Here is a 13,990-nt window from a genome sequence, read left to right on the forward strand (position 1 = left end):
ACGGATGTTGTTGAGTTTCAACCCTATCCTGAGAATGTTTCTCCGACTCTGGCAGAGTTAGCGGATATTTCTGATGAGGAGTGGGACCGGCGTTTTCGGGGGTCAGCGTTGCGTCGGATTAAACCGGCGATGTGGCGGCGGAATGCTGGGGCTAATCTTAGGAGGGATTAAGAGGATTAAGAGGGAGGGATTAAGAGGATTAAGAGGGATTATAACCACTGATTTCACGGATTTTCACTGAGGGGATTTTCGCGGAGGGTTTGAATGAGGTGGCGTTTGATGTTGATGAATTCTGGGGTGAGTTTGAGGTCTAAATGCCGATCGCTGGGTAATGGAATTGCGGTTTCTTCTTGGATTTTTCCGGGATGGGGAGACATGACATACATCCGCTGGGATAGAAAGATTCCCTCTTCGATATCGTGGGTAATGGTTAATATTGTTGTTTGGGTTTTTGACCAAAGTTCTATCATGAATTGTTGCATTTGTTCTTTGGTTTGGGCATCTAAGGCCCCAAAGGGTTCATCCATGAGCAAGACTTCGGGTTCGTTGGCTAAGGCGCGGGCGATCGCCACTCGTTGTTTCATCCCTCCGGAGAGTTGTTTGGGATAGGCTTTGCTAAATTTTTTCAGTCCGACGACTTCTAAATAGTAGTGAATTCTCTCTTGTTGTTCTGCTTTGGTTATGCCTTTGAGGGATAGCCCAAATCCAATGTTATCGGATACGGTTAGCCACGGAAATAAGGAGTAGTTCTGGAAAATCATCCCGCGATCGCAACCTGGTCCTAAGACGGGTTCTCCATCAATCAGCACTTTCCCGGATGTCGGGGTTGCTAGTCCTGCTATAATGTTTAATAGGGTCGATTTTCCGCAGCCGGATGCCCCGACGATACAGACGAACTCGTTGGCTTTGAGGTAGAGGTTGATATTCTCTAATACTACTAGGCGATCGAAGGTTTTATAAAGTCCTTTGACTTCGAGTTTGGGGGAATCAGATTCGGGGGCGGCTTGGTTCATTCGATGAATTGCAGTTTGGTTATTGTCAATTTGGGGCGCGGCGCGATTTTTTTTTGAGGGTTGTGTTGCAAACCTTGTGTTATGTGTTATTCTATGAGATAATGAGAGTGGTGCTTGTTTCGGAATTAGAGCCACCACTCTCATTATCATATATAATATCACGAAAATCAAGATGCGGCACATTTTTTTTAAAAAAAGTTGGCGCGCTGCAATTGTAACGTTATTTTAAGCCATTATGTTAATCTCTTGGCGATCGCCATTGTCTCGATGGCAACTGCGATAGAGTAGACGGGATTCGTTGCGACGAGAGACTGAAAGATTATGCCGCGATCGCCTAAACCCTATCTTAAGCCTTCCATATTTTGGAGTATTCGTCAAGGATTTCCCTACCGACTGCGGATTTTGTTAGCCATCAGCGCCCTTGCCATTCCCCTAGTGGTTTGGTCTATTTTAAGTTATGGCGGATGGATCTCACCGATGCTATTACCAACTCCCACCGCTGTCTTGATTGCAGGCATTCAAATGTTTGCCCAAGAGAACTTATGGGGGGATGTGGTGGCTAGTTTCCTGCGCGTTACCGCCGGATTCTTTGCCGCTGCGGCGGTTGGCATTCCCATCGGCATTGCAATGGGAACATTTTATAGTATGGATAGTTTATTTAGCCCGATTGTGGGAACTGTGCGGTATATGCCAGTGGCAGCATTTATTCCCCTGATTATCGTCTGGTTTGGACTGGGGGAAAGTGCCAAAATCGTGATTATTTTTTTAGGCATTGTCTTTTATAATGCCATTATGATTGCTGATGCAGTAAAGTTTATTCCCAATGAACTATTGAATGCGGCTTATACCCTAGGGGCGAACCGATGGCATATTTTATGGCGAGTGATTTTACCCGCATCTGTGCCCAGCATTTTAGATACATTGCGGGTGAATATAGCGGGGGCTTGGAATTTTTTAGTGATTTCTGAATTAATTGCCGCCGATCGCGGGTTAGGATTTAGAATAGCCCGGGCGCAAAGGTTTGTGCAAACCGATCGCGTCTTAGTGACAATTGTGGTAATTGGGGCGATCGGCTTACTCCTGGATTTAGCCTTTAAAACCCTATCCAAACGAGTCACCCCTTGGGCGGAACATTCCCAACATTAAACCCGCAGGTGAGGGGATGAAGCGGCTCAAAATTGATAGTCATCCCCACATTATCCTAAGTGGTTTGTTTGTCGCGGAGGGCGAGTACAAATCTCGGGTCAATGAAGGGCGTTAAATCGGGAATTTGTTGGATTTGATTTCGAGATTGTAAGAATTGGGCGAGGGAATTCAGGGTGTTTAATAAATAGACATTACTCTCAGGATTCGCCAACATTTCGATATTGGCGTTCAAATCCGGGAGACGCACTCCTTGTAATCCCGCTTGTAATTCATCAGGCGGAATGCCTAATTGAGTGGAAGCGATCGCCACCCCCTCCTCGGGATTCGCTTCCAGAAATTCCAATCCTTCTAAAACCCCAGCGACAAAGGCTTCTACCATTTCAGGATGGCGATCGGCATAGTCCGAATCAAACACATAAAGGTCATTAATTGCTGTTGGCATTTGAGATGAATCGTAAATAATTCGTCCATCAGGTTGGGCAGTATTCGCCTGTTGTAAGTAGGGGGCGTAGGTAACTGCGATCGGAATATTTCCCGCTTGATAAGCTGCCGCTGCTGAATCCGGTGGCGCATTAATTAACGTAAAATCTCCCGTCCCTATCCCAACTGTATCCAACACTTGTAACAGGAAGAAATGACTGACGCTGCCTTCTTCCACCGCAATTTGTTTACCCCGAAAATCAGATAAACTGGTAATGCTACTACGGGCCAAAATTCCATCAGCCCCGACGGAAGTATCCTGGACTAAAACAATCCTAAATGCCTTACCAGCCGCTGCTAAAGTCACCGCTTCCGATCCAACGGGAGAAACCGCATCTAACCGCCGAGAAATAAAAGCGGTATTGGCATCTGTATTAGCATTAAAGACTTTAATATCTAAGTTCAATCCGCGTTTCTCGAAAAAGCCTTTTTCTTTAGCAATGTAAAGGGGAGTAGAACCCACCCAGGTAAATAAACCGAGGGTAGGGGATTGGTTATTAGTTGGAGGAGTACAAGCGTGTAAAGCAAGACCCCCAGCGGCACCAACTAGCATCCACAGAGTTTGACGACGAGTCCAACGTTGAGTCATGTTCAGGAAATAGAATAAACGCGATTGTATTGTATCTGACTTGACTCGTTCGTGTGAATCATTTTAGGTAAAGTTTCCCAATGGGGTGTCAAGCGCCAAGGAGGGTTGTGGCATCAGAAAAGACAATCAATTGCTGGCGAATGCGTTTGAGGAGAGGGGAGAGAGATGTTTCCCTAGAGGAGATCGCCTCTTTGAGAAGCCCTCCAATTGTTGACAGCCTCTCTCAACACCGGATTAAGAAAGAACATCCTAACCCCTTCCTGTTCCTGAGACTCTACAAAAAACCGGCGACTCAGGGATTGAATCAGGTTAAAACATTCATTCGGAGAGAATGGAGTCAGTTTCAAAAGTTGCCCTAAACAAACGGGTTCTGTTTCCTGAGAAAGTTGCTCCATAACTGCCAGTTCTTGAGCAGTTAAGCGATGAAACTGACAAGCTAAATCCTCTTGCAAGGGTTCACATAAAATGACAGTTTTATAGGCTAAAAAATCCGACACTCGACCCGCAAATACTTCATAAATTAACCCGGCAGTTTGTGTTAGCCATAAAGGATTGCCTTGATAAAGATTAATCAATTCATCCCAATTGGGTTCATCCAATAAGTTTTTATCTCTTAAAATCCAGGTAGCGCCTGCCCCTAAACTTCCTAAAATAGTAGTTCTACCACCAACGATAGCTGCTTCATTGCCACAGCAGCTTATTCAACTGCCATACATCCCGACCTCGACACATTTCGTCAATTCCGGGATGAGAATCTTCTAACTCATTTTGTAGGTAAACCATTTGTTGTCCTCTACTACAGAATTGGCCCAATTATCGCTCACTATATCGAAAACCAGCCAGTAATCAAGGGCTTTTTGAGACACAATTTGGCCAGTTTAGCTGAGTGGATGCGTAGTCAAAAAATGGAGGTGGGTTCTGGCAAGTAAACCTAAATGTCTTTGTTACAAAATAGCCATTCGATGCAGCACTTTACCCGCTGCATTTTCTATGATGATTTCTTGCAATTGTTCGCCGAGGACAAGGGAGGCATCCAAAACTTCTAATCCAGCCAGCTTTCCATCTGGACTGTAATTGGCAATAATTTCTTCGGAAAGTTCTCGCGTTTCTGCGGTTGCTGTTGCTAAAGGTAACAGTTCGATATAGAGTGCATCAACTTCGGAATCGTAATAGATTTTCATGGTTTCCTCTGTTTAATTGAAATAATAAACTTTAACCGTGATGACAACTATTTGCTCCACCCCTTCTTTAAAGATAGCGTCAACAGCTTTATAAAGATAAAACTCTTGATTTATTGGGGAATCCTTATTGTAGCCGAATTGAAGACGAGAATGCAACTTCCCATTTTTAGCAGGTTGCCAGTTCCCGGAACGAATAGCTGCTATGACTTCCTCTTCCTCAGCACCTCTCAGAAGCATTTGCTGTCGAGCATGGGGTGAAAAGTAAATTGGCTTTGCCATCTTCTTTCTTTGTTTTTATCTGTCTGCTAATCTTAACAAAACAGGCGGGCATCTCGTTCTGTTTCGTCCCGATCGCGATCGCAGCCTCAAGCCTCTGATACAATAGTAGAGCGCAAACCGAACCGGGGAACCACCCCATCGCCCCTAAATTTGCTCTATGACTCAAACCCTAGTTACACCCCCAGAAGCCGGTTCTTATATGGTTTTGTATGGCGTCAGTTGGGAGATGTATGAACAACTGCTGACTATTTTTGCAGAAAATCCAACGCCTCGCATGACTTACTACAAGGGAACGTTAGAACTGATGACGCCGTTACCGGAACATGAACGCTATAGCTGGACCTTGGGACGTTTGATTACGGCCCTATCCGAGGAACTGGAGATGGAAATTTGCGGGTTAAAATCCACAACCTGGCGATCGCAACCCAAGGCAGTGGGCAAAGAAGCGGATGAATGTTTTTATATTCAAAATGAACCGGCCATTCGGGGTAAATTAAAGATTAATTTAGCGGTAGATCCACCTCCTGATTTAGCGATTGAAATTGATTTGACCCATTCCTCGGTTAATCAAATGGATATTTATGCAGAACTAAAAGTTCCCGAGGTATGGCGTTGGCAGCAGAGGAAACTTAGCCTTTATTGTTTAACTGAGACAGGGTATGTAGAATCAGAGAATAGTTTAGCGTTTGGTTCGTTTCCGGTGAAAGAATTGGCGCGGTTTATGCAGTTAGACTCGGAAAAAGGAGAAAATGCTCGACTGCGGGAATTTCGGCAGTGGGTGCGATCGCAACTGCAACTCTAGAGAACTGGTCATGTTGGTAAGAAAAAAAACAGTTGATGCCACATCCCGCAGACCGACTCTTTTTCCATTTGGGTTTTGGATGATACTCATTGGATGCCTCAATTCCCCCAATTTGATGACAAATTACGCTGAATTTTCAACATTTGATTCCCCCCTTTTCTAAATTCATAATCCACCGATTCGACCTGCACATCAAAGCCAGCAATCGATAGATCCGCAATGACCGTTTCCAAATAGGGAGATAACTCACCCTTCAAATTAATCAGGGGAAAGATTCGCACCTGTTCACAGACTCGCAGCAGTTAAGTGATGGAATCCAAATGAAAATCCAGGGATAAATGTTCCGAATAGGAAAAAAGCAGATGAGAACAGAGTCCCAATTCAAATTGATGGTCATCAAACTCTAAATTGGGCAAAGATTGATATTGATACCGACTTTCAACTTTACCTGCTTCATAATCTAGCAAAAACCTTTCCATTGTAGCCCAACGGGATTGTCCCAGTTCATCGGCATTCTGGAATCTATTCCAAACATAGCGATCGGAATTTTGTCTGACTTGGGAAACCACAGATTCGTAAGTGTTTTGAACCCGCTGTTTAATTTGTTCTCCAGACAATTGATAAATGGGGTCAACGGAGATAACTGAATGTCCCAGGGCGGTCATTTCAGCATTAAAGCTGGCAGGGCCATCCCCACAACCCAATATTTTTAGTTCCAAATTGGCTGGAGACAGATTAAACATTAACTGATATTCTTCCAGGGTTCGGCCCCAAGGGATAATTTCATTCAGTTTCATGAGTTTTGATATCAGAAGCGATTAGAGAGAAATCTCACTATAGCACTTCTTGTCCTAGAAGTGCATGGTGTAGTTGAACGAGAGGTTAGGCTATCCTTGAAATTCGGGTTTTTCAGGTATTATTAAACCATTCAATCTGGCTGGGTTTTTTGCTATTTTTGCTCAGTGTTTTTTATGCCGTTTTTTTTGAAATACATTCATAGTCTAGTATTTTCAATAATCTTTATCAAACTAAAAGAGAATGACTCTAACCCTAAACAGTCCAGATTTTCTACCACAAATTATCCCAATCTGACACTCTGCGGCTTTTGAATATCTCGGGTCAGAAAGCCCTGCAATCAGGTCAAAAACTCGTTTGAATTGGATGAAGATATTGATAATTTACCCTGTTTTAAATAGCCCGCGTAGGCGGGCTTTATTCCTGGAGATGCACCGTTTATCGGGTCAGTTATTAATCTATTCCTCTACTGCATATTGTTTAAGTTCCTCTTGTGACATATACTCTAAAGCGGATGCGTGAGTGGCACCCAGGACGATGGGAGGTGCAACTCCGGCATCGAGGGCTTCTTTCCAGCGAGAGGCGCACAAACACCAGCGATCGCCGGGTTTTAAACCCGGAAAATTAAACATGGGAACCGGGGAGGTCAAATCATTTCCCCGCTGTTTGCTGAAGGTGAGAAACTCTTCGGTGACTTGTGCACAGACGACATGAGCACCATAGTCTCCGCCTCCGGTGTTACATTTGCCATCTCGATAATATCCGGTCATCGGGGAGGTACAGCAATTTTCCAGTTTTCCCCCCAGTACATTGGTTGCTTCGGTCACGACTGCCTATTCTCCATTGAATTTCAATTGTTTCCTAGAATACTCGGATTAACTTACTTTTGGCAAGGGTGGCGGTTATTAAAACTAGGAAACTTTACAAATCTTCTAGGGAAGCTTGATAGAGACTGTGCAGTAAATTTTCGAGTTTCTCTTCGGGACAACACTCAATGATTGCTTCATAAACGTCCCATAATTTAGCGGCGGTTTCTCCCAGGGTGGGACTCATCTCCCAGACATCTTGGACCCATTCTCGGGGAGGTTCTTCGTCAAAAATTAGCCGTTCTAATAACTGTTTGGCTTCAGTTCTAGTAATTGCCATCGGTTTGAGGGATAAACAACAATAATGATAGGGGAGCATAATTTTATCATATTTTATCGCGAGGCTAAATGAATTCAACAATTCCTCATGCAGGAGGAATTGTTTTGTGATTTCCACTCCGGTTAAGCGGGGGAATGGTGCGTTCCCCTCGCCGAACGGTTGATTTAGGAATGACCGACCAGTTTATCCCGCAGTTTTTTGATGCGATCGCGCAATTTGGCTGCTTCCTCAAATTCGAGCTTTTTGGCCGCCTCTTTCATCTGGAGTTCTAGTTTAGAAATCGCTTCAGGAATATCTTCTAAAGGCAATTCCTGAAGGGCGAGGGTGAGGGAATCCACGCCATCGGCTGCGGCGGCATTTAATCGGCGCGAAACGTCTAAAAAGGCCAAAATTGCGTTAGTGGATTTCTTGATAATGCTTTGGGGAGTAATTCCATGCATCTGATTGTAGGCCATCTGAATTCCGCGACGGCGATCGGTTTCTTCGATCGCCAAGGTCATGCTTCGGGTCATGTTATCCGCATAGATGATAGCTTGTCCCCGGATATGACGGGCGGCGCGTCCGATGGTTTGGACGAGGGACCGATGCGATCGCAAAAATCCTTCTTTATCCCCATCTAAAATCGCCACGAGAGACACCTCCGGCAAGTCTAACCCCTCCCGTAACAAATTGACCCCAATCAACACATCAAACTCCCCGTCCCGCAAATCCTGAAGGATTTCAATGCGTTGGATGGAATTAATATCCGAGTGCAGATAACGCACCCGAATTCCCCGGTCCTGGAAATACTCCGTGAGGTCTTCTGCCATGCGTTTGGTTAAGGTAGTAATCAGGACCCGTTCGTTGCGTTTTACCCGGTCTTTAATCTCACCTAACAAATTATCAACTTGACCCTCCGTGGGACGGACAAAGATTTCTGGGTCTATAACTCCCGTGGGTCGAATAATCTGTTCAATGACTTCCCCAGTAGATTGTTCAATTTCCCAGTCCCCGGGGGTGGCAGAGACGAAGATACATTGATTCATGTTGGCCCAAAATTCCTCTGCTTTTAAGGGTCGGTTATCGGCAGCAGAGGGGAGGCGAAATCCATGTTCGATTAAGACCAGCTTTCGGGCGCGATCGCCATTGTACATTCCCCGAATTTGCGGGACCGTGACGTGAGATTCATCTACCACCAATAACCAATCTTTGGGGAAATAATCCAGTAAACATTCCGGGGGGTCTCCCGCTTGCCGTCCGGCCATGTGGCGGGAATAGTTTTCCACCCCGTTGCAATATCCCACTTCTCGCAGCAGTTCTAGGTCGTAGCGAGTGCGTTGTTCTATCCGTTGTGCTTCCACTAATTTGCCTGCTTTTTCCAGTTCCTGGAGGCGGTCTTCCAGTTCGAGTTCGATCGCCTGACAAGCAGCTTCTAGGCGGTCATCCGGGGTAACAAAGTGACGCGCTGGATAGATACTTAATGTATCGAGACTGGCGAGAATACTGCCAGTAACTGGATCAACGTAGCGGATGGCCTCGATTTCATCCCCGAAGAACTCGATCCGGACGATCCGGTCTTCATAAGCGGGTCCGATTTCTAGGACATCACCTTTGACTCGGAAGCGACCTCGGCCCATTTCTACGTCATTGCGATGATATTGGATACCGGCGAGGTCGCGCAAGAGTTGCCGGGGTTCGAGTTCTTGTCCAACTTGTAAGGGGATGGCGGCGTTGAGGTATTCTGAGGGCATTCCCAACCCGTAAATGCAGCTAATTGAGGCGACAACAATCACATCGCGGCGTTCAAAGAGCGATCGCGTTGCCGAATGCCGCAGCATATCGATTTCTTCATTAATGGCGGAGGTTTTTTCGATATAGGTATCGGTAACGGCGATATAGGCTTCCGGTTGATAGTAGTCGTAATAGCTGATAAAGTATTCGACGGCATTATGGGGAAAAAATTGCCGCAATTCGTTACAAAGTTGGGCGGCGAGGGTTTTATTATGGGCCAGGACGAGGGTAGGTCTCCCGATTTGGGCGATCGTTGAGGCAATGGTAAAGGTTTTTCCAGTTCCGGTGGCCCCTAAGAGGGTCTGAAAGGGTTTTTCCCCTTGGATACCTTGAACCAGTTTGGCGATCGCTTGGGGTTGGTCCCCTGTCGGTTGATAGGGCGCTTCCAGACGAAAGGGTTGCATAGTCGGATTGAGGATGAGTTCTTTCCTATTGTAGAAGGTTGTTGAGGCAAATATAGCTTTCCCCACAGTTATTCGCGGACATTTTGGGAGTGCGAGCATCCTGCTTGCTAGAGTAATAGCAAGCAAGATGTAAGCTGATGGGTTAGTCCTCTTCTGTTACCCCTTACTTCCTAGCTTTTTTGTTTAAAGATATGTCGGAAGACAGAGGGCATCTTTGACACCCGATGGCTAATATAAATTTAAGGCTAAATATTTAAGGTGATGCACCAAAATAGGTTAGCTCATAAAAAAATAAATATAAATGGGAGAAATACATCATGAGTGTTGAAAATCGAATGAAAGCCACGGCTAAGAATATCGAAGGGAAAGCCCAAGAAGCCTTGGGTGATATGACGGGAGACCCCAAGCAAAAAGCGGTGGGTAAAGCCAAGCAAATCCAAGCCAATCTTGAACATGGCGCGGAAAATTTAAAAGAAGAACTGGATATCAAGAAAACTCAAGTAGAAGACTTGTAAGCCTGTCAAACGAAAAGGACCCGGGTATCAATACCCAGGTCCTTTTTTTATAGAGACTGAGAACCCCTGAATTGGGCAAAATGGGATAGGAAGCTGCTTAGATATCAGCGATCCCCGCTTTCAAGTCTTCAGGGTTAGGGCGAGAATATATCCATTGATAGATGCTTTTGCTTCCGGCTGTTTGCTACTTTAAATACAGTTAAAACAAAGTCAGAAAGACGGAGAATAATATGAGCACTGAAGATAGAGCTAATGCAACGATGAAGAACGTGGAAGGGAAAGCTCAAGAAGCGTTGGGAAACGTGACTGGAGACCCCAAGGATAAGGCTGAGGGCAAAATGAAGCAAACCGAGGCTGAAACCAAACACGCCAAAGAAGATATCAAAGATAACTTAAAAAAGGCGATCGACTAGAGCTTAATCTTTGAACCGAGGGAAGGGAGGGGGCGTTCCCCTCCCTTCCCTCAACTCTTAACGCTCTTGCATCCTTGTGCAGGGAACCTTCCTCTGATTCCCCCTTAACCCGGGGAATTGGAAGGAGGAATCAATCTTTTGTTTAAAGGTTTGTTGAAGGGGCAGTCCAGAAATTTGGCGGGAGGTCTATTAATTCACCTCTAAATCAACCGGCATCCCCTGAAAACGGACGTGATATTACTATAAAATTTGGGAGGAAAATTCAGGTGAGTGTGTTTAAGCGAGTACAAAAAGGGTTGACCACTTTGGTGTTGGTATTAGTCCTAAGCGTGGTTACCGCTTGTAGTGGAGGAACTCCAACGGCGCAGCAACCGAACCTCATTTCCCCTTCGGTGACGAGTTTGCACAATTACGCCCAACTGGAACGGGGTAATACTCAAACTGGGGAGAATTTTGGCAACTGGGTGGTGCGAAATGCCAAAGGACTGATTCAAGATGCATATGTGCGGGATAATGATAAGTTAGGCGTGGTGATTACGCCGGAAGTTCGACCGAATGAAGTGCGAGAATTAGCCCGATCGCTGGCTCAAGGATTTCATCACAATTTCCCCAATCAGAATTTAAAAGTGTTGGTGTATGCACCGGATAAACAACTGATTCTGACAGCGGATTATGATGTGCAATCCCAGCAGATTCAGTATAAAGCGGGATAGCTGTGAACCGAATTGCCCCTGTTTTAATGGGTTATCGATTTAGAAAATTAGGAGAGTAATATGGCGACGAGTGACGAATATAAACGGGAAATTATGGGCGATTTGGCCCGAGGCGATCGCGAGGTCATGCCAAATGCTCCCCAGACCGACGATTATCAAAGTTTTGATGATTTTGCCCAGCGCTCGACCAAGGAAGAACGTCAGCGCTTATTTGGAGAGTCACTGCAACACGATCGCATTTCTCCAGCGCAGATGGAACCGGAACTGCAAAAAGCGATCGCCCAAATTAAGCCAGACGAACGGGATGATGTGGCGCAGGAGTTCTTTAAGGAACTTAAAAAACGCGGACTCAGCGATCGCGATTTAGAAAAACAACTGACTCTTTCGACTCACAATGCCAAGAAAATGTCCGCAGATGATGTCTCTAAATTAGCCTCATTTGCCTATCACGCTCATCCTGATATTTTCCGAGACGTTTTAGCCGATAAACCTTGGATGATGAAGTTTTTGAGTAATCCGTTAGTAGCGGCTATTTTAGGAATTGCTGCCGCAAAATGGCTGAGTAATCGCAAGTAAGGCGATCATCTGGGCCATTGGATAAATTGGGGGCCAAGGGGCGATCTCAACCGATCGCCCCTTGGCCTTTTTGTCCGATCCCCCCTGCCGAATCTGCAAGAATCCTAGGATGACCCAGGAACGCCTATCCCCGCTTATGATCTCGATCAGATTTTTTTTGAGAGTTTTACAAAAATTTACAGTAATGTAGAGTTTTATAACCTCGTCTGTAGATCCTTCAACCCGTATAATTAAGGCTTAAGTTAGAACCCTAAAAAAGATCTGACAGCGAAAGCTAGTCTCCGACTCATGAGATCAAGCCCCTATCGCCATCGATGAGGTAGAAAATTACCGATTCAACCGTGCTAAAACAGGGCACAAACGAGACAGATTTTCAGGAGGAAAGGAAAACTAACCGAGTGTTTTTGGAGGAGAATCCCGAGATGGCCGATAGCGCGATCGCTGATGAGACTGAGAAACCCAACCCAGACAACGAACCCCAACAAGATAGTATGAAAAAAATACAAGACAAATTACCTGAAGAAGCCACTCCTAAAGGCCTTCAGCTTTATCGTCAAGGGGGTTTACCCGGAAACCGCCCCATCGGACAGAGCAATTTTGAGATTTCTGACAGTATCAATCTGTCTGGCAACCGTCCCGTTGAGGCCAGCAATTTTATCGTAGCCGATACCTTAAACTCCTCGGGAATTCGTCCGATTGGGGCGAGTATGATTCACGTCGCCCACTCCATGCAGGTGTCTGGAAATCGTCCGATTACAGAAAGCACCGTCCTGATGAACTGTGATCATTTGATGGGAAATCGGCCTATTTCCTCCAATGAAGGGGATGAAACCGATGGAATGATGGGTTTCCTCGATTAACCTTAAGGGGGGACTCACGGCGTGACCCAGGCAGTTAGGGCCTCTGTTTTCCCGCCAGGAGTCCACTCCGATCGCCTCCAAGGGACGAGGGAAAAATGGGACGAGGGAAAAATGGGGCATTCGAGGCGATCGCCCCAGTTGATAGGATCATTTAGATCGTACCATTGGTCGATTCTACCTGCCACAGTGCGATCGTGTGGTCCCAACTCCCCGAAACCAGCACCCGCCCATCGGGACTAAAGGCCAGAGATCGCACGGCATCAGAATGTCCCACAAGGGAGGCAATTTGTTCTCCCGTTTTCCCATTCCACAGGGCCACCGTTTTATCCCAACTCCCAGAAGCGAGTCTCTCTCCATCAGGATGAAACCTCACCGCTGTCACCACATCGGAATGTCCCACCAGGGAGGTAATATGCTCTCCCGTCCGGTAATTCCACAGGGCCACGGTTTTATCCCAACTGCTAGAGGCCAGAACCAGTCCATCGGGACTAAATTCTACCCCCGTCACCCCAGCAGAATGGCCGGTAAGGGTCCGCAATTTTTCCCCGGTTTGTAAATTCCACAAGGCAATCTGACTATCGGTACTGCCGCCCGCTAAAACTTGACCATTGGGACTAATCGCCACAGACTGAATCTCCCCAAGTTCCTCTGCATCCAAGGTGATAGTCCATTCATTTTTACCCGTCGCCACATTCCAGAGTTTCAGGGTGCGATCGCCACTGGTACTCACCAGAGTTTTGCCATTCGGGGCAACTGCCAGGGCTAAAACAGGTTCCTGATGACCGCCAAACCATCGCCCAAACTGGCGAATCAGCTTAAACCGCCCTAAATCCCAAACCTGAATCTTTTTATCCGTCCCACAACTGACCAAACTTTGACCATCCGGGGAAAAACTCACCGCCAGAACCGATCCAGAATGTCCGCAGAGGGTATGGAGTTTTTGGCCTGAGTTCAGATCCCACAGGGCAATGGTCTGGTCCCAACTGCTGCTGGCGAAGGTTTTGCCGTCCGGGGCGACTGCGACAGAACTCACCCGGTCTAAGTGGCCCGAGAGGGTCTCAACCCATTGCCACATCCAAGGTTCAGACATGATAATTTTGTGAATCCAAGTGATTTTGGTGATTATTTTACCGGCAATCGGATTCACTGCCGACCATCGGGTTCCACCTTACCGAGAATCGGCGTAAAGCCCCCGGATTTATCCGTGGGGATATGAGCCGACCGTGTTAAAATAGTAAAAGCGAGTAAGAATAATCATCTGCGTGATTATTGTATTCACGTCTTCGGTGAAATTCCGGCACAGTAAGT

Annotated in this window: 18 protein-coding genes and 1 pseudogene; 9 read left to right on the forward strand and 10 right to left on the reverse strand. The window is 46.1% G+C overall.

The genetic code is table 11. The features are described from left to right. Positions 1-171, forward strand: a pseudogene (locus tag J0895_RS26110) (tRNA epoxyqueuosine(34) reductase QueG); the annotation flags it as partial. Between the two features lie 53 nt (positions 172-224). On the opposite strand, the gene J0895_RS19915 reads toward J0895_RS26110, so the two are convergent. Then, positions 225-1,013, reverse strand: a complete 789-nt coding sequence (locus J0895_RS19915) for an ABC transporter ATP-binding protein (protein ID WP_207089746.1) — start codon at positions 1,011-1,013, stop codon at positions 225-227. A 321-nt stretch (positions 1,014-1,334) separates the two neighbouring features. Here J0895_RS19915 and J0895_RS19920 point away from each other — a divergent pair, with 321 nt between their 5' ends. Continuing rightward, entirely contained in the window at positions 1,335-2,159 is an 825-nt protein-coding gene (locus J0895_RS19920; RefSeq protein WP_207089747.1) for an ABC transporter permease, read from the forward strand. A gap of 55 nt (positions 2,160-2,214) precedes the next feature. Here the strand turns inward: J0895_RS19920 and J0895_RS19925 are convergent, their stop codons facing one another. Both J0895_RS19925 and J0895_RS19930 read right to left on the reverse strand, forming a co-directional pair. Beyond that, entirely contained in the window at positions 2,215-3,228 is a 1,014-nt protein-coding gene (locus J0895_RS19925; protein WP_207089748.1) for an ABC transporter substrate-binding protein, read from the reverse strand. A gap of 173 nt (positions 3,229-3,401) precedes the next feature. Then, positions 3,402-3,827, reverse strand: a complete 426-nt coding sequence (locus J0895_RS19930) for a hypothetical protein (protein WP_207089749.1) — start codon at positions 3,825-3,827, stop codon at positions 3,402-3,404. A gap of 111 nt (positions 3,828-3,938) precedes the next feature. Here J0895_RS19930 and J0895_RS26855 point away from each other — a divergent pair, with 111 nt between their 5' ends. Beyond that, the gene (locus tag J0895_RS26855) at positions 3,939-4,157 is read left to right on the forward strand and encodes a CFI-box-CTERM domain-containing protein (protein WP_340643560.1); all 219 of its coding nucleotides are present in this window, start codon (positions 3,939-3,941) and stop codon (positions 4,155-4,157) included. A 15-nt stretch (positions 4,158-4,172) separates the two neighbouring features. On the opposite strand, the gene J0895_RS19935 is transcribed toward J0895_RS26855, so the two are convergent. Continuing rightward, positions 4,173-4,409: a DUF2283 domain-containing protein gene (locus J0895_RS19935; protein WP_207089750.1), complete on the reverse strand. Its 237-nt coding sequence runs from the start codon at positions 4,407-4,409 to the stop codon at positions 4,173-4,175. A gap of 12 nt (positions 4,410-4,421) precedes the next feature. Then, positions 4,422-4,688, reverse strand: coding sequence for a DUF4258 domain-containing protein (locus tag J0895_RS19940; protein ID WP_207089751.1), 267 nt, complete (start codon positions 4,686-4,688; stop codon positions 4,422-4,424). Positions 4,689-4,845: 157 nt separating this feature from the next. Here J0895_RS19940 and J0895_RS19945 point away from each other — a divergent pair, with 157 nt between their 5' ends. Next, entirely contained in the window at positions 4,846-5,490 is a 645-nt protein-coding gene (locus J0895_RS19945) for a Uma2 family endonuclease (RefSeq protein WP_207089752.1), read from the forward strand. Positions 5,491-5,792: 302 nt separating this feature from the next. Here J0895_RS19945 and J0895_RS19950 read toward each other — a convergent pair whose 3' ends face one another. The 4 genes from J0895_RS19950 to uvrB form a co-directional block, all read right to left on the reverse strand. Further along, complete coding sequence (locus J0895_RS19950) at positions 5,793-6,287, reverse strand: SAM-dependent methyltransferase (RefSeq protein WP_242541438.1); 495 nt, start codon at positions 6,285-6,287, stop codon at positions 5,793-5,795. Positions 6,288-6,743: 456 nt separating this feature from the next. After that, a complete protein-coding gene (locus J0895_RS19955) occupies positions 6,744-7,112 on the reverse strand; it encodes a DUF2237 family protein (protein WP_207089753.1) in 369 nt (122 codons plus the stop codon). A 94-nt stretch (positions 7,113-7,206) separates the two neighbouring features. Next, on the reverse strand, positions 7,207-7,431 hold the full coding sequence (locus tag J0895_RS19960; protein ID WP_207089754.1) for a hypothetical protein: 225 nt from the start codon (positions 7,429-7,431) through the stop codon (positions 7,207-7,209). 164 nt (positions 7,432-7,595) lie between these two features. Further along, positions 7,596-9,605, reverse strand: coding sequence for an excinuclease ABC subunit UvrB (gene uvrB, locus J0895_RS19965; RefSeq protein ID WP_207089761.1), 2,010 nt, complete (start codon positions 9,603-9,605; stop codon positions 7,596-7,598). A gap of 317 nt (positions 9,606-9,922) precedes the next feature. On the opposite strand from uvrB, the gene J0895_RS19970 reads away from it, so the two are divergent. The 5 genes from J0895_RS19970 (at position 9,923) to J0895_RS19990 (ending at position 12,682) form a co-directional block, all read left to right on the forward strand. Then, a complete protein-coding gene (locus tag J0895_RS19970) occupies positions 9,923-10,120 on the forward strand; it encodes a CsbD family protein (protein WP_207089755.1) in 198 nt (65 codons plus the stop codon). 230 nt (positions 10,121-10,350) lie between these two features. After that, positions 10,351-10,533: a CsbD family protein gene (locus J0895_RS19975; RefSeq protein ID WP_207089756.1), complete on the forward strand. Its 183-nt coding sequence runs from the start codon at positions 10,351-10,353 to the stop codon at positions 10,531-10,533. Between the two features lie 266 nt (positions 10,534-10,799). Next, positions 10,800-11,246, forward strand: coding sequence for a hypothetical protein (locus J0895_RS19980; protein ID WP_207089757.1), 447 nt, complete (start codon positions 10,800-10,802; stop codon positions 11,244-11,246). 60 nt (positions 11,247-11,306) lie between these two features. Next, the gene (locus J0895_RS19985) at positions 11,307-11,822 is read left to right on the forward strand and encodes a hypothetical protein (protein ID WP_207089758.1); all 516 of its coding nucleotides are present in this window, start codon (positions 11,307-11,309) and stop codon (positions 11,820-11,822) included. Positions 11,823-12,220: 398 nt separating this feature from the next. Beyond that, entirely contained in the window at positions 12,221-12,682 is a 462-nt protein-coding gene (locus J0895_RS19990) for a hypothetical protein (RefSeq protein WP_207089759.1), read from the forward strand. 151 nt (positions 12,683-12,833) lie between these two features. Here J0895_RS19990 and J0895_RS19995 read toward each other — a convergent pair whose 3' ends face one another. After that, positions 12,834-13,772 (reverse strand): WD40 repeat domain-containing protein, encoded by a 939-nt coding sequence (locus J0895_RS19995; protein ID WP_207089760.1) that lies wholly within the window; start codon positions 13,770-13,772, stop codon positions 12,834-12,836. Positions 13,773-13,990: the final 218 nt, after the last annotated feature.

This window comes from Phormidium pseudopriestleyi FRX01 (assembly GCF_017313335.1).
GTDB classification, from domain to species: Bacteria; Cyanobacteriota; Cyanobacteriia; order Cyanobacteriales; family Laspinemataceae; genus Laspinema; species Laspinema pseudopriestleyi.